The organism is Candidatus Tisiphia endosymbiont of Melanophora roralis, from assembly GCF_964026575.1.
In the GTDB taxonomy this organism is placed as follows: Bacteria; Pseudomonadota; Alphaproteobacteria; order Rickettsiales; family Rickettsiaceae; genus Tisiphia.
This window is the reverse complement of record NZ_OZ032161.1, coordinates 1,391,562-1,412,684: the sequence shown is the minus strand read 5'-3', so window position 1 is coordinate 1,412,684 and position 21,123 is coordinate 1,391,562. Positions and strand designations below refer to the sequence as shown.

General features: G+C 33.7%; 18 protein-coding genes, 1 tRNA gene and 1 pseudogene. 5 read left to right on the top strand and 15 right to left on the bottom strand.

Going from position 1 to position 21,123, the window contains the following annotated elements; genetic code table 11:
• Nucleotides 1-389: 389 nt before the first annotated feature.
• Both rpsB and cysS read right to left on the bottom strand, forming a co-directional pair.
• Entirely contained in the window at nt 390-1,277 is an 888-nt protein-coding gene (rpsB, locus tag AAGD53_RS06850; RefSeq protein WP_341762678.1) for a 30S ribosomal protein S2, read from the bottom strand.
• 530 nt (nt 1,278-1,807) lie between these two features.
• A complete protein-coding gene (gene cysS / locus AAGD53_RS06845) occupies nt 1,808-3,190 on the bottom strand; it encodes a cysteine--tRNA ligase (RefSeq protein ID WP_341762677.1) in 1,383 nt (460 codons plus the stop codon).
• Nucleotides 3,191-3,282: 92 nt separating this feature from the next.
• On the opposite strand from cysS, the gene rodA reads away from it, so the two are divergent.
• Nucleotides 3,283-4,386 carry a rod shape-determining protein RodA gene (gene rodA / locus AAGD53_RS06840; protein WP_341763444.1) on the top strand — a complete coding sequence of 368 codons (1,104 nt, stop codon included), beginning with the start codon at nt 3,283-3,285 and terminating at the stop codon, nt 4,384-4,386.
• 230 nt (nt 4,387-4,616) lie between these two features.
• A tRNA-Asn gene (locus tag AAGD53_RS06830) sits at nt 4,617-4,691 on the top strand.
• A gap of 72 nt (nt 4,692-4,763) precedes the next feature.
• Here the strand turns inward: AAGD53_RS06830 and AAGD53_RS06825 are convergent.
• The 3 genes from AAGD53_RS06825 to AAGD53_RS06815 all read right to left on the bottom strand — a co-directional run bounded on the left by AAGD53_RS06825 (nt 4,764) and on the right by AAGD53_RS06815 (nt 6,168).
• On the bottom strand, nt 4,764-4,967 hold the full coding sequence (locus tag AAGD53_RS06825) for a palindromic element RPE1 domain-containing protein (protein ID WP_341762675.1): 204 nt from the start codon (nt 4,965-4,967) through the stop codon (nt 4,764-4,766).
• Between the two features lie 65 nt (nt 4,968-5,032).
• Nucleotides 5,033-5,959 (bottom strand): hypothetical protein, encoded by a 927-nt coding sequence (locus tag AAGD53_RS06820; RefSeq protein WP_341761865.1) that lies wholly within the window; start codon nt 5,957-5,959, stop codon nt 5,033-5,035.
• Nucleotides 5,938-6,168, bottom strand: coding sequence for a hypothetical protein (locus AAGD53_RS06815; RefSeq protein WP_410521070.1), 231 nt, complete (start codon nt 6,166-6,168; stop codon nt 5,938-5,940). The genes AAGD53_RS06820 and AAGD53_RS06815 overlap by 22 nt, the downstream gene beginning before the upstream one ends.
• A gap of 218 nt (nt 6,169-6,386) precedes the next feature.
• On the opposite strand from AAGD53_RS06815, the gene AAGD53_RS06810 reads away from it, so the two are divergent.
• Entirely contained in the window at nt 6,387-6,674 is a 288-nt protein-coding gene (locus AAGD53_RS06810; RefSeq protein WP_341761864.1) for a hypothetical protein, read from the top strand.
• 132 nt (nt 6,675-6,806) lie between these two features.
• Nucleotides 6,807-9,020 carry a hypothetical protein gene (locus AAGD53_RS06805; protein ID WP_341762674.1) on the top strand — a complete coding sequence of 738 codons (2,214 nt, stop codon included), beginning with the start codon at nt 6,807-6,809 and terminating at the stop codon, nt 9,018-9,020.
• A gap of 498 nt (nt 9,021-9,518) precedes the next feature.
• On the opposite strand, the gene AAGD53_RS06800 is transcribed toward AAGD53_RS06805, so the two are convergent.
• The 9 genes and pseudogenes from AAGD53_RS06800 to AAGD53_RS06760 all read right to left on the bottom strand — a co-directional run bounded on the left by AAGD53_RS06800 (nt 9,519) and on the right by AAGD53_RS06760 (nt 16,601).
• Nucleotides 9,519-9,827, bottom strand: a complete 309-nt coding sequence (locus AAGD53_RS06800) for a hypothetical protein (RefSeq protein WP_341762673.1) — start codon at nt 9,825-9,827, stop codon at nt 9,519-9,521.
• Between the two features lie 154 nt (nt 9,828-9,981).
• Entirely contained in the window at nt 9,982-11,493 is a 1,512-nt protein-coding gene (locus tag AAGD53_RS06795) for an NADH-quinone oxidoreductase subunit M (RefSeq protein ID WP_341762672.1), read from the bottom strand.
• A 300-nt stretch (nt 11,494-11,793) separates the two neighbouring features.
• On the bottom strand, nt 11,794-13,281 hold the full coding sequence (gene gatA, locus AAGD53_RS06790; RefSeq protein ID WP_341762671.1) for an Asp-tRNA(Asn)/Glu-tRNA(Gln) amidotransferase subunit GatA: 1,488 nt from the start codon (nt 13,279-13,281) through the stop codon (nt 11,794-11,796).
• Nucleotides 13,282-13,284: 3 nt separating this feature from the next.
• Nucleotides 13,285-13,587, bottom strand: coding sequence for an Asp-tRNA(Asn)/Glu-tRNA(Gln) amidotransferase subunit GatC (gatC, locus tag AAGD53_RS06785; protein ID WP_341751542.1), 303 nt, complete (start codon nt 13,585-13,587; stop codon nt 13,285-13,287).
• Nucleotides 13,588-13,719: 132 nt separating this feature from the next.
• A complete protein-coding gene (gene frr, locus AAGD53_RS06780) occupies nt 13,720-14,280 on the bottom strand; it encodes a ribosome recycling factor (RefSeq protein ID WP_341762670.1) in 561 nt (186 codons plus the stop codon).
• Between the two features lie 3 nt (nt 14,281-14,283).
• The gene (pyrH, locus tag AAGD53_RS06775) at nt 14,284-15,003 is read right to left on the bottom strand and encodes a UMP kinase (RefSeq protein WP_341751544.1); all 720 of its coding nucleotides are present in this window, start codon (nt 15,001-15,003) and stop codon (nt 14,284-14,286) included.
• Between the two features lie 174 nt (nt 15,004-15,177).
• Nucleotides 15,178-15,645 carry a type II toxin-antitoxin system RatA family toxin gene (locus AAGD53_RS06770; protein ID WP_341762669.1) on the bottom strand — a complete coding sequence of 156 codons (468 nt, stop codon included), beginning with the start codon at nt 15,643-15,645 and terminating at the stop codon, nt 15,178-15,180.
• 7 nt (nt 15,646-15,652) lie between these two features.
• Nucleotides 15,653-15,739 (bottom strand): annotated as a pseudogene (locus AAGD53_RS06765) (DUF1674 domain-containing protein); the annotation flags it as partial.
• A gap of 64 nt (nt 15,740-15,803) precedes the next feature.
• Complete coding sequence (locus AAGD53_RS06760) at nt 15,804-16,601, bottom strand: isocitrate lyase/phosphoenolpyruvate mutase family protein (protein ID WP_341762668.1); 798 nt, start codon at nt 16,599-16,601, stop codon at nt 15,804-15,806.
• A gap of 159 nt (nt 16,602-16,760) precedes the next feature.
• On the opposite strand from AAGD53_RS06760, the gene AAGD53_RS06755 reads away from it, so the two are divergent.
• Nucleotides 16,761-17,528, top strand: coding sequence for a 16S rRNA (uracil(1498)-N(3))-methyltransferase (locus tag AAGD53_RS06755; protein WP_341762667.1), 768 nt, complete (start codon nt 16,761-16,763; stop codon nt 17,526-17,528).
• Between the two features lie 43 nt (nt 17,529-17,571).
• On the opposite strand, the gene AAGD53_RS06750 is transcribed toward AAGD53_RS06755, so the two are convergent.
• Nucleotides 17,572-21,108: a hypothetical protein gene (locus AAGD53_RS06750; RefSeq protein ID WP_341762666.1), complete on the bottom strand. Its 3,537-nt coding sequence runs from the start codon at nt 21,106-21,108 to the stop codon at nt 17,572-17,574.
• Nucleotides 21,109-21,123 lie beyond the last annotated feature (15 nt).

Below are 21,123 nucleotides of genomic sequence, written 5' to 3'. Positions count from 1 at the left end.
TTACTCTCCTTTATTTAAGGTTCATAGTTATTTTTATTGGAAAAACTATTTAGTCTTTTCTAGACCCCTGCTTTCGCAGGGGTGACATCAAAGGGGAATCAGGGGTAGCATCAACCCCATAACTGTTGAAAGTTAAAAAATCGTCTATTAGCGAGAAGTAGCTGTAAGGCTTAAATCGTCATTGCGAGCGAACGTACGTGAGCGTGGCAATCCATGAAGTTTGTCATATAGATTGCTTCGTCGACCTGCGGTCTCCTCGCAATGACGCCTATGCACAATGACAGTTTTTTAACTTTCAACAGTTATGCACCTTGACCATTTGACTCCTGCTACTATCATGATTTTGATTCTATCGTCTATTAACTCTTCATTTACGAGCAGTATACTAGTTATTTTGTTGTTGTAGCAACTTCTGCAAGCTCTAAAGCTGTCTCAAACTCTGACTCTAGTGCTTCTTGATTATTTATATCTAGAGTTTTAGAAAATTTCTTGGTTGATTTTAACTTAGTAACACCTTTTATATTTGTACCTTTTTCTTCATGAGTAGCTATGCTTCCTAAATCAACACCAGATGCAGCTAAAGCCTCTTCTATACCGGCAAGTACGGCATCAGCAAACAAGGTGCAATAAAGTCTTATAGATCTTATTGCATCATCATTACCGGGAATAGGGTAGTCTATATTGTCTGGATTGGAGTTAGTGTCAACAATAGCAATTATTGGAATACCTAACTTTACTGCTTCTTGGATTGCTAAATGCTCCTTATTAGTATCAATTACCACAAGCAAATTGGGTCTTGTTCCAATATGTCTAATACCCCCTAAGGATTTAAGTAATTTATCCTTTTTACGGGTCATTTCCAGTATTTCTTTCTTAGTATAACCGGAATATTCCTCTTCATTCCCCAAAACTTTCTCAAGATTATCCAGCTTTTTTATTGAGCCAGAAATTGTTCCCCAGTTGGTTAACATACCACCAAGCCATCTGTGGTTAACGTAATATTGCCCACATTTCTCTGCATATTCAGCTACTATATCACTGGCTTGAACTTTAGTACTGACAAATAATATTTTACCATTTTTCTTGACAGTTTCATAAATTATACCCAAAGCTCTCTGCATTAAGGCAGTAGTTTGTTGTAAGTCAATTACGTGGATATCATCTCTGACGCCATAAATGTAAGATGCCATTTTTGGATTCCAACGTGAGGTTTTATGACCAAAATGCACCCCCGCATCAAGTAAATCTCTGACATTAACAGCTTGTAGTTTAGACATTATTAAATCTCCTTAAAATGTTAGTTATGTACCTAATTATAGGTACTCCTCCGTAAGAGTTGATACCAAAGAAATTGGACTAACAACTAGGCTCTTACGTGTGAATTTTGCTTATTATAATTAACCATACTAGCATTTAGCCATAGCAAACTAGCGTCATTGTGAGGAGTCACTTTAGTCACAACTGTTGAAAGTTAAAAATCGTCATCGCGAGGCGTCGATAGACACCGTGGCGATCTCATGAAGTAAGCTCTTCTTCACAAGATTGCCACGTCGTCTCGCTTACAGCGACTCCTCGCTAATAGACGGTTTAGGGCTTACAAAGGTTATTGCAGTGACGATTTTTAACTTTCAACAGTTGTGCGGTTTACGCCTCCTCGCAATGACTGAGTAATGCTAATCGGGTTAACTATATATTTTAAGCAAAGCTTATTATATATTCAATCAACATATTTGCAAGGGTTATGTAACTTTTTATTGTCAATATGGAAGAAATATCAAGCAGCCTCAACACAGAAAAGATCACTTAATCAAACTTTTCTCCAACTAGTTGATCCATCTAGTTTATCTTCTAGAATTATGCCATCTTTTGATAAATTTTGACGAATTTGGTCGGCTAATAACCAATTTTTTTGTAATTTGGCCTGCCTACGTTGCTCAATATGCTGGAGAATCGGTTCATCGTTTATTTCACAGTAAAACCACCTACTCGCTGATTGGGTCATTAGACCTATAAAATTGCTGCATGAAAGTAAGTAAGAGGCATATAAGTATTTATCATCTTCTTTGTTACTCGCAAAGACCAGTTTAGCATAATCGTTTATTATTTTAATGGCTAGAGGTGTATTCATATCATCGAATAAGTGAGATAAAAATTCTTTTGGAATGTTCTGAACGTCAAGTTTGTTAATGTCCAAATTTTCTATCGCTCTATACCAATAATTCATTGTTTTTGTAGCATCTTCTAGAGCTTTATTGTTGTAATCTAATGGTTTACGGTAGTGGCTACTCAGTAACAGTAATCTAACTACGTTACCAGGGATTTTTTTATCTATCAAGTCTTTTACAGTAATAAAATTATTGAGCGATTTACTCATTTTCTCACCATTACAGGTCAGAAATCCATTATGCACCCAATATTTAGCAAAGTGAGAGTTCGGGAAAGCACATGTACTTTGTGCTATCTCATTAGTATGATGAGGAAAAATTAAGTCTGCCCCTCCACCATGAATGTCAAAATTTTCTCCGAGATATTTATAGCTCATCGCTGAACATTCTATATGCCAGCCTGGTCTACCTCTTCCCCAAGGGCTATCGAAATTTGCCAATATTTCTTCATCTTTACTGGCTGGTTTCCATAATACAAAATCATGTGGTTGCTTTTTTGATGGATTATTTTCAATACGCACTCCCTCTAGCATTTCATCAAGATTACGATTTGATAATTTTGTATAATTTGGGGCGGTAGAAATATCGAAATAAACGTGATTATCTGCGATGTAAGCATGGTTTAGGTTAAGTAATTTTTGAATAATCACAATCATGTCATCAATATGCATGGTGGCTTTTGGCTCAATATTTGGCGTTTTGCAACCTAGATATTGCATATTAGCATGAAATTCTTCGGTAATTCTAACTGTTAAGTCAGAAATCGTTATTTTGAGTTCTTTGGCTCTATTTATTATCTTATCATCAACATCGGTAATATTACGCACATATTTTATATGATTTTGACCAAATATTTTGCTTAGTGAGCGGTATAAAATATCGTATACTACTACGGACCTAGCGTTACCAATATGGGGATGATCGTAGACAGTTGGACCGCAAACATACATTTTTACTAAATTACTATCTAGCGGTACGAAAACTTCTTTCTTGTGAGTAAGTGTGTTATGTAATAATAATTTCATGTTTTTTAATCGTAATCAATTTTGCTAGGATTACCAAACTTTGGTAATGTCATTTTACAGCTAATTTTTATGGATATCTATCTAGAATGTCAATTCAAAGAAATTATTTTGAAAAACTAAAAAAATTACCAATTACTTTAATTATTCTTATTAGTGTGATTTGTAGCATTGGTTTTGTTATACTATATTCCGCTTCAGACAGTAATATTCACCCTTGGGCGTATAAGCAGATGATGCATTTTTTCCTGTTTTTACCAGTTGTGATTATTATTGCAACTATTGATATAAAATATATATTTAAGTTTTCATATATATTTTATATTGCTATTATTATCTTATTAGTTAGTGTTGAGCTTTTTGGTTCTATTTCTATGGGAGCAAAGCGTTGGATAGATTTAGGAGTTATCCGTGTGCAGCCTTCTGAACCAACAAAATTAGCAGTAGTGTTAATGTTAGCTAGGTATTTTCATCAACTAAAGATTGAGGATTTTGCTAGATTTTACAAGATATTATTGCCTATAATAGGTGTGATAGTACCAGTTATACTGATAATAAAAGAACCGGATCTAGGTACTGGAGTGATTAATATCATTATTGCTAGTATTATTTTTTTTGCTGCTGGTTTTAGAGTAAGAAATTTTGTGATAATTGGTATTATAGTCCTTACTTGCATACCAGTTATGTGGCAAGTGATGCATGATTATCAAAGAAAACGAATCATGGTTTTTTTTGATCCTGAGAAAGATCCTCTTGGAGCTGGATATAACATTATTCAATCAAAAATCGCTATTGGTTCTGGTGGATTGTGGGGCAAGGGGCTAGCTAAAGGTAGCCAAAGCCATCTAGATTTTTTACCAGAGCATCAGACAGATTTTATCTTTGCTACTTTTGCTGAAGAATTTGGTTTTGTTGGTAGTTTGTTTCTGTTAATTCTCTATTCTGCAATTATAATAATTTCATTAATGATTGCTGTGAATTGTAGAGCTATATTTAGTAAACTGATGGTAATAGGCATAACATCAATTCTATTTAGTCATGTATTTATAAATATAGCTATGGTGATGGGATTATTGCCAGTGGTAGGTGTGCCTTTGCCTTTTATATCTTACGGTGGTACAATGATGGTATCAATGCTTATTGGGTTTGGATTAGTAATGAATGCTCAGGTACACCAGCATAGTAATGTTTTTAAATAGACCTCTTGCATAATTCTACTTCTGTTGGTAATTTGTACGTGATACCGGTACTCTGCTCCTCACGTACATTTGAGTATGCTGCGGGTTGAGGTTTCAAGTCGCCTTTAAATTCCTCAGCATAAACGAATTCTGTAAGATATCTATTTATTTTTTATAGATAAAATAAGAAAATACTAGACCATAGTCAAAAGATTTGTTATAAGAAACCTAGTCTATATAAAGGCAAATGTTCCTCGGTAGCTCAGTGGTAGAGCAAACGGCTGTTAACCGTTCGGTCGCTGGTTCGAGTCCGGCCCGGGGAGCCATTCAAGACTAGTAGTAATTTTTTCGGATATATCAAACGGGAGTATTCTAGTAAGCTACTTTATCTCTTGAAATCATAGCAGTATATTAGACTTCTTTCGAAACTCTACTTCTGCTGGTGATTTGTACGTGATACCGGTACTCTGCTCCTCACGTACATTAGAGTACGCTGCGGGTCGAGGTTCCGCGTCTCCTTCAAATCCCTCAGCATAAGCGAGTTTCGAAAGAAGTCTATTATACCATTTCCGAAAACTAATCATCATGTCGTTGTACTTCATAATCTCCGCTCCTCACGTACTAGTTGTACGTTCCGGTATTCGATACTCGTACTCCGAGTAGCAATTTAGTTTTGGGAAATGGTATTACTCAAACATAGTTCTTTTTGTAAATTTTTCCATAAAAACTGATCTGATTGAACTAATTTAATCAATTTATCTAGGGCTACTTTATCTTCATTACCATTTCCATGGATTAGTACTATGTCACCATCTTTAACTGTTTCATGTTCAGGAAGCCTATGTATCCACGCACTTGCACCTAATTGTATTAGCCCATAAGAAGTTAATATATCTAATATTTCTTGACTGGCTACTAACCCAGGAAATCTAAAAAATAGAGATGGTAATTCGCCCATTTCAATTAGCAAGTGTTCGGTTTGTAATATTTCATTTTCTATATCAGTATTTGGCAGTAATAAAAAATTGTCTGTAAAATCTTTATCAGGGTAGAAAATATGACTAAAACTATGATTAACCCACGTGATTTTTATATTTTGGGTTGGAAGAGTTTGTAACCACATAAAGTCTTCTAGATGAGTTGCTATCCATAAACCACTTACAGCTATTAATAGGTTTATTTCTTGACTTCTTTTAGCAGTTTTTAAAATTGCATCAAATAAATTATGTTCTAACATTTTTATTGATGGACACATATCTATGGATAAAAAACATCCTTTGACTCCTGGAATATTCTTGAGACCTTGATTCTCTCTACTATCTTTTATATTATTAAAATAATACAATGATCTATAGTATACAGAAGATTCAAGTTCCTTTAATGAGAAATATCTTCCATCTTGATCACTCTTACGGTAAGCACATAAGTTCTGAGCGACTATCTTAATTTCTAGAGTATTAATATTAACTATTACAAAATAGTCCTCATTACTCCTTTTAAATGACCGAATTACAATAAATGACTGATTATTAAATATGCATGGTATATGAGATGTTTTTTTGTAATTAAAGATTAACTTATTTGTTTGTTGCATAAACCTCTTTTTCTTATTACATATTGGAAATTAGGTACAAACTTATAACACCAAAACCTCACTGTTTCATGACTTAGTATAATCCCATGATAGACCATATGTTCCTGAATATCACGATAACTGTTATTGAACCTATGATATAACCATACTGCATGATTGATAATACTAACTGGAAAACGATGTCTCTTTGGAGGTTTATTGATGTACATAAATATAAGTAATAGATTACATGATTATTATGAAACCATTCTATAAATATATAATATCTATTATACAATCCAAATTATTTTTTAGCTTAACTTGACGATGCCATTATGAATGTTTACAAAAATTTTCAAATAACTGCTTGCATAAAGTGAGAATGTAGTATATGTTGCTGCAGCAATAAAAACCGTATTAAACGGTTTATCGTAAAAATAGAGTATATATGCTAAAATCTGTAGAAACAAACAACATAAATCTAACAAATTATCTAATGACAAAAGATAATGTAAATATAAAGAATGCTAATACACCATTGAGCCTAAATACCATAAATATCCATAACAAATATATAAAAGTTAAAATAACAACAGTAGATTTATTGTTCTCAACACAAAAGCAGAATAGAGGTATTCTAAATATTCTATTAACTAATCAACAAGTATATATATCATACATAATAAAAAACAAGACAAACTCCTTATTTAAAACAGTAAGTGATAGCCTTCCTTAATAACTCTTTTAAAACAAGAGGTAAAGGTACGGAAGAACCGTGACCAATATCCCGAAGTTTTATCAAACAAATTCTTCAAAGAAAATAATATACACAATCTAAATTATTAACACATTAAACTTGAGGTTTTACATGAATTTATCTAATCTTCTTATTTGGCTCTCTCCTTTGGTGAGTGGTATTAACTCTGTTTATGGTTTCAGAAATACTAATGAAATAGATGCAAATGGCACATCATTCGTAACTTACGATAATAATGATATTTTAGACTCATTTAACACTAGAACACCTTTTGATTTACTTGAGCAAGAAAAAATTGATCCGTATTTTACAGAAAAACTAGAATCTAAAACAGTACCTATAGAGAAACATTTTGTCCCAGAATTATTTAGAACCATGGATGCAAAAATATCTGACGATAACACTCCATATTTTCAGATAAAGCATCCTTTAAACATGAGCTTAACTCTCAAAGGCTTTACTGCTGATCAGATATTAAAGGTTAAGGCCAGTATTCGTGAATCTATTGCAATATTTGACAGCACAATTGGAATAATACCATCTGAAATGGAACACAAATGTACTCTTACCAAGTGGGATGCTCCTCATGGATACATAGCGGGACAGTATATGCTTGGAGGTAACGATCCAGAAAATCCCAATATTATACGATGTGCAATGACAGCTATAATAGGAACACCAGAAGAGTATGATGGTAGTGTTGTGGTACATGAAGTAGCTCATGCCATTCAATATTATAACACTGATGGTAAAGGGATAAGGACGTTATTATCTGAAGGAATTGCAGCATTTGTTCAACGTAATAATGACAATTCTAAACATTTGATTAATTCAGCTCGCTCTCTTTTTAATAACAAGGCATTGCAAAATTATAATGACGATCAAGTTCTAGAGAACTCTATTGGACGATATACAATAGGACCCGTTATAATAAAGTATTATCAAGAATATACACCAGGAACAATAAGAAACTTTTTGGAATGTCGGAAAAATAAAGAAGAACCACAATGTGTAGCTACACACTTAAAACCATACTTTGATGTATCAAAGTTCAAAAAATGGCTAAGTGATAGTGCAGATCCTGCAGCAGCACAGGATACACCCTTTGTTATTATATGCAACCCTAACAGTTCAAAATATGAAATATCATCTTGCGATTCAGGTACAGTGAAATGGGCTGAGGAAGAACTTAATAACCATACCGCAATGTATCAGAGAGTTCAAGGTTGCTTCCCTCATAAACAAAAACATATACCTTCAGATAGTGATATTATAGTCTATTATGATAACTACAAAATATCCTATAATATTAAGGCAGGAGCATCGCTTACTACAATCCAGCAGAGTTCTGCTACAACATATAATTGTGGTACCCATTGGGGAGATTGGCTCTTAGAACTAATACATAGAACGGAAGATGCTATAAGTGATGACAAGAGTTGTGTCTCAATACAACAAGAGATAGGTCGGACTATAATTAAGAATATGCAGAGTTGTCATGCTACTAATAGTGTACAGCCTACTACAACTGTACAGCCTACAAGTGTAGCATCTACTACAACTCCTTATCATATAGATAAAATATTACTAATAAAATGTGATTCTTCTGACTCAGTATGTGTAGTATTTCATTGCAATACACTTAATGGTCTGAATATAGTAGATTCTTATATTAGAGATCATTGTCGATCAATGCCAGTTACAACTCATAATCATCAGGGTAATAATATTGCAGTTACTATAGTCAAAGATGACAACGCTATTCAACAGTTCGAGTGTATTGACGGCTGGGGTGATTGGTTAATGCAACAAATTCAAGGTTCTACTATACAGAGCCTGTTTGCTAATAGAGATATTCCTCATGGTTGTAGAAGTACAACAACTACTACTCCATCTACTCATACTGAAGATAATAACACTGAAGAATCAACAAGCTCTTCTATACCATTAGCTATAGTTGGAACAGGAATAGCCATAACTACACTAATAGCAGTTACAATATATGTGATAAAAAAAATTAAGAGTGCTAGCAGTTTTATTGGTCAGCAAGAAAACTCAACCATTGAGATGATTATGTCCGCACTTGGTAAAATATTTTCACATCACAATGATGAACCTCTTTCTGCAATACCTGATCAGCCAAAAGCGATACATATAATAACAAAGCAAGATATTAAATCACCTAATCTAAATACGACGACACTCTCGCCAACAATAACTCTTATTAATATATTTGGTACTGAGAATTCAGCAGAGCCATTATTAGGAGAGCATACATACTATGAGATACCATTTGAATCACCGTTATTAGGTCAGCAGGCATAGTCAAGTTAAGTTGAGAAATAATGAAGAACTTGTCAATGTAAATATAGAAAAAATAGCTTCCATGGGGAACATACTCTTCTGCTTTGAAGAATTGGTTTTTGCAAATACTTGCGGGGTATAGTCAATTCGATATAAGAATTGTTAATTTTTATATCGCATTGAGATAAATCCAATTCTCCAAATCATTCGAGTATACACGTAATAAAACCTTGATTGCAAAGGCAGCCCCATAGTACCATACATTTTTTATATAACCACTATTAAAATGGCTACTGATCGTCTATTAGCGAGGAGACGCTGAAAGAGGCAACGCGGCAATCCAGGATACGCCTAGAAAAAACAGCTTCGCTGTTTACCTGGATCGCTACGGCATCTAAAGAGCCTTGCTATGACGATTATAGAAAAATGTAGGGTACTATGAGGCAGCCCCTACACCACATGGAATGTTGAACTAGGATATAATACTCCTATACTAAGCAAAGCATGTGAACTTAGGGTTTACTTGGTTTTTGTTGGGGTATTTTGATCAGTCTGTCGATCTAGCTGTTGATTTGACTGTTCTTGTTTCAAAAGCTTACTTTTCTCCTCTATTGAGTTAAGAAAGAAATAAGTAAACGTTAGAAACCCGACCAAAAGCGGGATAACGACAAATATAATTGCCTTTAATTTTCTAGCCGATTCTTCACGATCCAAGCGGCTTTCTCTTTCTTCTTCTGTTTCTTCAATCTTTTCTGTTTCTTCAATCTTTTCTGTTTCAACATTTAATTCGTTAGTAATAATTTCTGAATTTAAATTGTCTTTTAACATTTGTATAACCTATTAATTCTATAGTTAAGAAAGATTTTAATAAACCCTAGCATAGTTGTTTGAGTCTTACAAGTAATAATATAAAATTAATTTATAAATATCTAAAAAAATCGTTAAATCATTAAAATAATAATAATTAAGTTAATTTAAGTAATTATTTTACAACACAAGGTATTTGTGATAAAATTTTATGAGTTGATAAATCCAGTATGTTCATAATTGTATTTGGTAACAAACCTAAATAAATTATTGCTACACAAAGCGGCATAATTGCAAGTATCTCATAAAGATATAGATCTTTAAAACTTATAACCTGATTATTAGTAATTTGTCCTAGCATTACTTCCTTATAAAGTTTTAGCATATAAACAGCTCCAAGAATAATGCCAACACTACTTATAATAGCTGCTACTACATTAGCTTGATAAATACCTACCAAACTTAAAAATTCTCCTATAAAACCGCTAGTGCCTGGTAAACCTATAGAGCCAAGCATGGCAATCATGAAAAAGGTGGCGAGTATTGGCATTTTATTTGCCACTCCACAATATTTGTCTATCTCCTTAGTATGCAATCTATCATACAAAGTACCAATTATCAAAAACAAAGCAGATGCCACAGTGCCATGACTAATCATTTGATATATGGCTCCCTTAATCCCAGCTTCTGTTAAGCTAAAAATTCCTCCAGTCACATAGCCCATATGAGCTATCGATGAATAAGCTATCATCTTTTTCATGTCTCTTTGAGTCAGTGCTACTAGTGAACCATATATTACAGCAAAAATACTCAGCACTAATACATAAAATGCAAATTCTTTTGATATATTTGGAAACATTGGTAATGATACACGTAAAAACCCATATGCTCCAAGTTTTAACAATATACCAGCCAAAATGACAGATCCAGCAGTTGGTGCTTGTACGTGTGCATCAGGAAGCCACGTATGGAACGGCAGCATAGGAACTTTCACTGCGAAGGCTATAAAGATTGCCCACCATAAAACCCTCTGCACCGGTAATGTTAATGAAGGTACTAATTCGTTTAGATCAAGCATATTAAAACTATGAACTTGGCTATAAATATATATGAGTGACAATAAGAAAAATACCGACCCCAAAAAAGTATAGAGGAAGAATTTTACGGCAGCATAAACTTTATTTTCCCCTCCCCAAATTCCTATAATTATATACATAGGGATCAATATTACTTCAAAAAATAAGTAAAATAATAGTAAATTCATTGAGCAGAAAGCCCCAATGCAAAAAGACTCAATTAATAAAAAACAAAATAAGAATTCTTTGATATATTTTTTGACGGTAAATAAGCTAGCTATAATACAGATAAGGGTTAAAAAGCTTGTCAGAACAACAAAAAATATTGAAATTCCGTCAACTCCAATGTGGAATTCAAGACCTATAGATTGAATCCAACTATAACATTCTACAAATTGATAAAGTTTTGATGTATTATCAAATTGAACTAATAAATAAATAGTAGATATTAGGGTTAGGATAGAGCTTAAAACTGCGACATACATCGCATAAACTTGTTTATTTTGGGCTTGCTTATTTACTGACCTACTTTGGTTGATAAATAGCAGAATATATAATGCACTTACTAAAGGCAAAAAAATACTTATTGATAAGATCGGTAACCCGGACATTTTAAGCTCTAATAATCAAATTACGCGAATTCGGGATAAAAATTTGTCAATTCTTATCCCAAATTCGGTGAAATTATCGAAACAATCAGATTTGAGACGGCTCTGCATCTGATTGTTAAATTAATATTTTGCTAAAAACATGATTTTAAAAGATTAAAATCATGTTTTTAGCTTTAGAAAGGTTTAAAATGCATTCGCGTTAGCCGCTTTAAGAATGCATTTTTCCTTATATTAAAGCCAATTAGGGATAAAAATTAACTAATTCTTATCCCTAATTGGGGTAAATTAACTCCGATAACTTTAGCGTTTATTAGAATATACAAAACTAATATCTCTTGAACCACGCTCAATTGCTGCTGCTACCTTTAGAGTATTATATTCATCAAGGGCTTTTCCTATTACTTGCATGCCAAGAGGCAACCCCCTAGAAGATAATGCAGCAGGTACAGAGCAACAAGGAAGACCGGCAAGACTAGCTGGAATAGTAAATAAATCGTTTAAATACATTGTCACAGGATTATCTTGTTTCTCACCTAAGTTAAAAGCTTCGGATGGTGCAGATGGCAAAATTATTGCTTCAACTTGTGCAAAAGCTTTCTTGAAATCATCTGAAATCAAGCGTCTTATTTTTTGGGCTTTTAAGTAATAAGCATCCATAAAAGCAGATGAAAGTAAATAAGTACCAATCATAATACGTCTTTTAACTTCAGCACCAAAGCCAGCAGTCCTTGTTTTTTCATACATTTCCTCAATAGATATTCCCTCATTTCCTACCCTAATTCCATATCTTATACCATCATATCTAGATAAATTAGATGAGGTTTCAGCAGGTGCTATAACGTAATATGCAGCTAGAGCATATTTAGAATAGGGTAATGAAATATCAATAATTTCTGCCCCATCGTTTTTTAGAATATCAATAGTATGCTGCCACATCTTAATAATATCCGGTTGTATACCATCTTGTTTCATAATATCAAATGGTACACCTATTTTCATGTTTTTTGTACTACTATTACATGCTGATCTTAGCTCCAGTACCTCAGAGTTTATAGAAGTAGAATCCTTTTCATCAAAACCAATCATGGCTTGTAGCATTAAAGCAGTATCTTCAACAGTTCTTGTAAGTACTCCAGCTTGGTCAAGCGAACTGGCAAAAGCAATCATACCATATCTAGAACAGCGACCATATGTTGGTTTGAAGCCAACAAGCCCAGTATAACTAGCGGGCTGGCGAACAGAACCTCCTGTATCACTTCCAAGAGCTGCCATAGCTAAAAAGCTACTGACAGCAGCTGACGAGCCTCCAGAAGATCCACCAGGGACTACCGGAGTTGTAGGTGCATCTACCGCTTTCCAAGGACTAATAACGTTACCAAAATAGCTAGTAATATTAGCCGATCCCATGGCAAACTCATCCATATTAGCCTTACCAAGCATTATTGTGCCATGATCTCGAACATTTTTACTTACAGTAGATTCGTATGTTGGTACAAAGTTGCTGAGTATTTTTGAGGCGGCAGTAGTTAGTACTCCTTTTGTACAAAAGAGATCTTTTACAGCAATAGGAATTCCTTCTAAGGGTCTTGCTATTCCATTATGATAATTTTGATCAGCAATTTTAGCTTGCTCTAAAGCAATATCTGTAGTTTCAGTAATATAAGCATTTAACTCTTTATGTTTGTCCATTTCTTTAATATGTGCTTTAGTCAGCTCAACACACGAAAATTCTTTATTTTTTAAGGCTTTAAGGGCTTGTGTGATGGTTAATTTTATAATTTCTGACATATTTTACTCTACTACTTTTGGGACAACAAAACATTTTACTTCTTTGGCAAGTTCTGCCTTATCATTAGGCACATTAGCAAATAATTCATCAGAAATGTCACCATACAATACTTGGTCTTTTCGCATTCTTTGGTGCATATCACAAACAGAAGTAAGTGGTTCAACGTTACTACAGTCTACATCGTTTAAAATGTTGATCATATTCATCATCTCAGTTAATTGATGGGCAAAACTGCTTATCTCTTTTTGGGTAAAATTAAACCTAGCAAGTTTTGCTATTTTTTGTACTTCTTCATTTGTAATCATTATATACCTTAAATATTATAGTCATTATAGCATGAAATATGTCTGCACTAATAGTTTATGGTTATTTTATGAAAAAATATACCTAAGTCATTTAGGTGGCATCTCTTTGAGGAATGACACCTATTTTTAGACTTAAATAGTCAGTATTTCTTGTTCTTTTTGTTTAACATGCAAGTCTACTTTATTACTATACTCATCAGTTAATTTTTGGATTTCTTCTGATAGGTTATGTTGTTCATCTTCAGTTATGATACTGTTTTTTTCTAACTTTTTTAAATCTTCATTACCATCCCTTCTTATATTACGCAAGGCAATTTTAGTATTCTCTCCATATTTGTGAGCAAACTTAACAAGCTCTTTGCGGCGTTCTTCAGTAAGTAGCGGTATTGTGATTCTTATTAGCTGTCCATCTGATGATGGGTTTAGACCCAAATTTGTATCCATAATAGCTTTTTCTACAAATTTTACTATAGATTTATCCCACACCTGTACAGTAATAGTCCGTGCATCTGGAGTTGAGAGACTTGCTACTTGCGACAATGGTACTTTATCTCCATATGCTTCAACCAATACAGGGTCAAGTAAGTTAACTGAAGCTCGACTAGTCCTGAGTCCCTTAAGTTCGTGATCTAATACCCTTATCGAACTATCCATTTTTGATTGTAATTCTTTACGTATAGTTGCTTTATCCATACTTTACTCACCTTCTTGAATTTTTGTATATTCACCTTTTCCTTGCAGTACTTTTGCAAAATTACCTTTCTCTTTAATAGAAAATACCTTAATTGGCAAGTTGTTTTCTCTAGCCACAGCAATAGCAGCAATATCCATAACTTGTAAATTATCTTTTAAAAGATTAGTATAACTTATAGTAGAATATTTCACTGCATTAAGGTTCTTTGTCGGATCTGCATTATATACACCATTAACCTTAGTACCTTTTAGTAATAAATCACAGCTCATTTCAATTGCTCTTAAAACAGCTGCACTATCAGTAGTACAAAATGGATTACCAGTACCGCCGGCAAAAATTACTACTCTACCTTTTTCTATATGTTTTTTTGCTTTACGACGTATATAAGGCTCACAAACGCTCATCATAGGGATTGCAGAAAGGACTCTAGTATGAACACCCAAACTTTCCATAATATTTTGTAGAGTAAGTGCGTTTATTACCGTGCCAAGCATGCCAATATAATCACCAGCAGCTCTTTCCATGCCAAATAAGACATCAGTGCCACGATAAATATTGCCACCGCCAACGACCACACATACTTCTATTCCAAGATCAATTGCTTCCTTTATATCTTCAGCAATTCCTAGGATTATAGAGTATTCATGACCAAATTGTTTGTTGCCCATTAAGGCTTCGCCAGAAACTTTTAATAGGACTCGTTTATATTGCAAAGAGGACATAAATTAAACTCTTGGTTTTATAAATTTTCTATGTAAACCCTAAATACACTCTCGATGTACCCCAATTCGGGATAAGAATTTGTCAATTCTTATCCCGAATTCGCATGATGTCATTCCCGCGAAGGCAGAAATCTATAGTATTTAATAACCTTTTAGGCTATTTTGATCCCTATTTCAAGAGTAGTTTGCTAAGTTTATTTTAGTTAACATAGTATCTGCCCTTTTTTCAAATGCATCAACCATTTTTTCAGTAGCATCAGTAAAAAATATATTAACTAACTTGTCAACTATTGCAAATTTCATCTTAAAATCAATAAAGAACTCTATCTTACTACCAGTATCTTCTTTGGAAAATTGCCATAAGTTTTTTAAATATTTGAATGGTCCAGAAACTGCTTCTACTTCAATAGAATAGCTTTGTTTCGTTAAATCATTTGAGTATATAATTTTTGATTGATATTTGTCTGTGAAACCTTTCAACTGAATTACTAATTCAGCTATAATTTGATTCTCGCTCTCTGAGATAATTCTAGCAGCCTTACACCATGGCAAAAATTCAGGATATGACTTTACATCAAGAACTAAGTAATATAATTCTTGTGCATTATATGGTAGAACTTTGATTTGATGAAAACTTGGCATAAATTTTTTAAAAATCAGTTACCCTACCTTTATGCTGCCAATCTCCGTGGATAGTGGGTTCTTGACCCTTGAAACCACCTATTTCCTTTGGCTTTTCTTTTTTATCTTTTATGGTAGTATCTTTTTTTTTATCCATAATATGTACTAGTCCTCTCCTATTACGTCTTTTTATTTGTATCTATATATGTTAACACTTTAGTTGCAGATTTATCCAATTCTTGCATCACTGCAATATATGGGAAAGGACCGTAACTAATTCTAGATACACCTAAATCAACAAGGTTTTTTACTGTCGTTATATCTTGCACCATTATATTGACAGGAATAGGTGAAAATTCACATAATTGTTTTATAAAATTATGATTTGCTAAGCCTGGTGCAAAAAACCCATCAGCTCCAACTTCTGCATAAGCTTTGCTTCGTTCTATAGCTTCTTTTAAGTCTTGTTCATTATGCTCAGATGTATCTTTTTGAAGAAAGATATCCGTTCTAGCATTAATGAACATATTAGGCAATAACTCCTTTATAGCTTCTTTAATTGCTTTAATTCGTTTACATTGTTCTTCTATAGAGTATCTTGCCTTTTCTTTTCCAATAATTTGATCTTCAAAATTTATACCAATTGCCCCTGTTTTAATTACGTGTTCAACATTCTCTATTAAATCACTTAACTTCGATGCAAATCCTGATTCAAAATCAAAACTCACAGGTACTTTGACTTTTTCAATAATATTCTTTAAATTTTGTAAGGCTAATTTAAGTGGGAATTTCTCACCATCTTCATAACCATAAGATTTTGCTACTGCCCAGCTACTTGTAGCTAATGCTTTCGCCCCGGACTTCTCTACAATCTGTGCTGAACCAACATCCCAAATATTATACAATACTAAAGGATTACCCTTTTTATGAAGTGTTTTAAACAAGTTATCTTCTATTTCTGTGAATTTTCTTTTCATACTACATTATCTCCTTCTGTTTGAGTTAGTTTTTTTTCATTGTTGTTTTTTCCTTAATAATATATTGTTACTCAAAACATAATTTTAATTATTAAAATAATATTTTGAAGTAAATGAAAAAATCAAAATGCCTAGGTGTTAACCATTAGAGTTAAAATTATGAAAACTTCTCGTCTTCACAGAATATATACCAATATCAAACTAATTGAAAACTATTCGTTAAATCTTGCAGAAGATCATAGTCACTACCTTAAAACAGTATTACGACTAAAGGTTGGCGATCATTTTAGAATTTTTAACGGCACAGATGGTGAGTTTATAGCACAAATTACTGGTATGACAAAAAATAATTTACATGTTGGACTTACTAATATTTTAAGAAAAGCAACAGTTGAACCTGAACTTACTTTAGGAATATCCATTATTAAAAGTGATAGAATGTTGGATGCCATAGATATGGCTGTACAGCTTGGGGTAACAAAAATTATTCCACTAATCGCCGAAAGATCTCAATTTCGCACTGTTAATACTCAAAGATTGATGAAATGTATTATCGAATCTACAGAGCAGTCCGAGCGTTTAATAGCCTGCATTCTTATGCCAGTAGTATCACTTAGTCTTTTCCTAGAACAAACTCTAGGTAGTTCTATAATATATGCCAATGAAAATGAAGATGAAAATAATACTTTATTAAAAATCATGCCTATATACTCATCAGATATTTCGGCAAATCTTTCAGTTGTTGTTGGTCCAGAAGGTGGTTTTTCACAAAATGAACTTCAAATGCTTTCATTAAGACCCAATACTTTATCAATAAGTCTAGGGTCAAATATCCTCCGAACTGAAACGGCCGTAGCAACATGTCTAGCACAAATTAAATTACTCACAGCTAGTTGCGTTGCAACTAAACCAATCCTCCTAAATTGACTAATAGTAATGGTGATAGCCTGATGTCTTTATCAAACTCAGGTTATTTCAGTTGATATTTAATAGTCAAATTCAAAACTCCTCCCCCAACAACCCCAACACAAATATTAAGATTATTCTTACCATTTCGTAAACGTGGCATCAAATCAAGCTGTGGTAGGTTAGTAGATCTATATATGTCGCGTGCTTTCACAAATTTTCCTTGGTAAGTTTTATAAATGTAAACAACACAGTTATCACCATTAAAATCCCTACATTGCATAGAATTAAACTCAGAAGTAGTAGGCCCAGCATGAACAAGTTGATTATTAACTTTGATCACTATGTAATCATCATAATACGAACCAGTACCACCTACTGTAAAATAGTCTAGCTTATTAGTATTCGGTATATCAAACTCATAATTTGCACAATGTAATGTATCTATTAGATGAGCTGGAGAATGACCTGCAGAATCGTATGGAGCACCAAATATAAAGGTTCCAACCTTAGTGGCATCATCATAACTATTTTTAACAGGAAAATCGCCTTTGAAGTCGCTTGTATATTTGAAATTAAGACCAGTATTCTCTTTACATCCTACACCATCCGGTAAGCCTTCAAAGGTCACTGTTTTAGTATCGATATTTGATAGACAATAACGTTGTAGTGGTTTATTCGGATCAATTACTACCCAACCAGGTTTACAAGTACCTAGTGCCAAATCACCTATTTTTGTGTCAGGATCACCTATTTCTGTGCTAGCCCATGTTGCGTTACCACTGTCATTAGTCGGGGTAGTAATTGCTTGACATTTAGGGGCAGGAACTGAAGTACAAAAACCTAATTCTTGTGGGGTTTTATCTCGGATTGCAGCAGTCTTTTCAATAGAAGTACCATCCTGATAAACAAGAGTACCATTCTTCTTATTGACAAAAATACCATTTTCATTGACAATAACATCATCCTTATCTACAGGGATCCCATCTTTATCGACAAAAGCACCATTCTTATCAATAAGAACACCATCCTTATTAAAAGTAGCAGTGTAATACTTTCCATCAGTGTTTATTGTAGGGCCTAGTGACGGGGAGGGATCAATTCTATTATTGGTATCTAAAGAAACTTTACATACTTCAACATCTGGCTTACGATTATTTTTATAACAATACGCAGAGTTAGCACATTTATAAATCGTAATACCCTTTGTCTTAAGATCATCTATAGTCTCCGCAGAGTTACAACCAGTATGAGTATCCTGACAGATTTGCAGGCCTAGGTATTGCATACTTTTTGTCTTAAATTTTGAGCAATCAACTGTATCTGATTCAAGTAGTTTTGCTAGTACACAGTTAGTATTATTTACTCCAGGAATACATTTGTCTATATCTTTTAATTGTAAACAACCATGCGTTGCACCTTGAATATATTTACCATTTATATATTCAAGACCCTTTAAATATACCACACCTGTAGTAGGAATTCCTTTAACATCATAAGGGGTCTTGTCGTCTTTATAGTTACCATATATAGTTAAAGGATTCATAGATTTTTTGCCAGAAAATGGCATAGCAGTATATATAGTTGGGGGGGTATTAGAAATATATGCCATGAAGGAAGTAAAATTAAATCCTGCTAAATTTATTATTTCTTCTGTCTTATTGGCTATTGGTATTGGATTACTAGCAGATAACGGTGTAATAACAGTACTAGTTGAATCAACAATATTCCCTTTATCGTCTGACACTCGTATTGACGCAATAAATTGAGGGTTATAATAGCTATTATTATGGCAAGTAATTCCAGGAAATCCTTCACACTGGTAGGTTAGGATTTGGTAACCATCTGTTACCCTGTCTTCACAACCAACCAAGCTATCTCCTTCTGCTACACAAATAGATTTTGGATCACGACTAAGATGAGGGTTTAAGGTAGTATTTCTAGTAATTGAAGCAACAAAAGACCTGTCATCAACATTATCTCTGAGCTTAAAGGTTTTCTTGAGCGGTAGTAAACTTGTACCATCTTGACCTTGTATACTAGGAAATGCAAGATTAACATCAATAAACTCGCCAATATTTATGCCCCATATTTCTTGACAAGTAATCTTACCATTTGCTCCTTCGCTATCACAATCAGGTAAATCATCAACATAGTAACTACTTGGTGTAGAGATATCACCTACTTTTTGTGCGTAGACTATCCTAAATCCATCTTCGCAACCATTCTCAGTAATACTACATTTAAAGTCAATTTTCGTGTTAACGCAAAGTTTTGTATCACCAGCTGAGCATTTTTTTATTGCATCGCGTTGAGCGGTAGCAATATGAATTCCTTTAGCTGAAGAAAATGGATCAAGATTGTTTATTCTTACACATTTATCGGTTTTTTGAGGATCTTCATTTTTACAAAGAGGCACAAGATTGTCTAAACTAACACGTACGACATTATGAATAAGATTATTTCTTAATTTAGATACTACGCATGGTGCATCTGAAGATTGAACAAATAAACCATTTTTCTTTTTACTGCATACAAGCTTTGTAGTGGGAGTAATAATGAATTGTTCTAATTTAGGGCAATATGGTGGTGGAAAAGGACCAAATGGTAATTCAACGCAACCAAATTGGTAGTCATCAACAGAACGATTTAGTGCACCAAGTGCTTCTACTATTTTTTTTGCCACCTCATACATCCATTGTTGTTCAAAAATATATCCTATCCATTTAACTATTTCTTTTATAACATCAAGACCTGGTGTATTGTCAGAAGCAATCATGTCTAATAACTTACCTAATAGTACTGATATACTCATACTAGACTTAATGTCTATTAAAAACTTTAGAATTTTTGCAAAAGGGTGTAACTCATCTGTTTTATGAAGAGGTTGTCTTATTGGATTCCAGTCCATCGGATCTAAGTGAACTCCGGTAGCTGAAACAAGATTTACCAAGCCAGGATCACTATATGCGCATAGCTTTGGTCTATTAAACGGTTTTCCGTCATCTCCAACAATCGGTTTTCCATCATCTCCAATAATCGGTTTATCATCTTCTGTAGAGCCAACATCATTCAAATGTTTTCCAGGTGTATAACCAGGGTCTGCTGGCGTTCCTTTACTATTCAAGGCTGTTGGTGCAACTGCAGGAACAGCAACCCTAGCACAAATTCTGAGTAAGGGTAGGGCATAAGCCCCAGGCCATATTACACATTCACCATCCCAATTCAAAGTAGTGGATTGATTCCAGCATGCAAATGCATTACAACTTTGAGTTCTTATACGAATCTTTGGTGCAAAATAGGAACTTTCTGTGGTATGTTCTGCACAGTGATGAAGATAAAATCCAATAAAATTCTCAGGAGGGTTAAATTGAATCAAGCAATTATCTGTATCGCGTCCATCCCGCTTATTCCATGGTGGGCACATAGGATTTGGCTCTATTCCTTTTCTTACTCTAATTCCGTTCCATATTTCATCTATCGTGTCATAACCACAATTGCAAGGGTTACTGAGACATTGTGCAACTCCATCCCAAAATGATGCATAACTCTTGCTAGAGTAAATCAACAAAAAAAATGCTAGATAATATTTTTTTAGCACCAAACTCCTCTTACA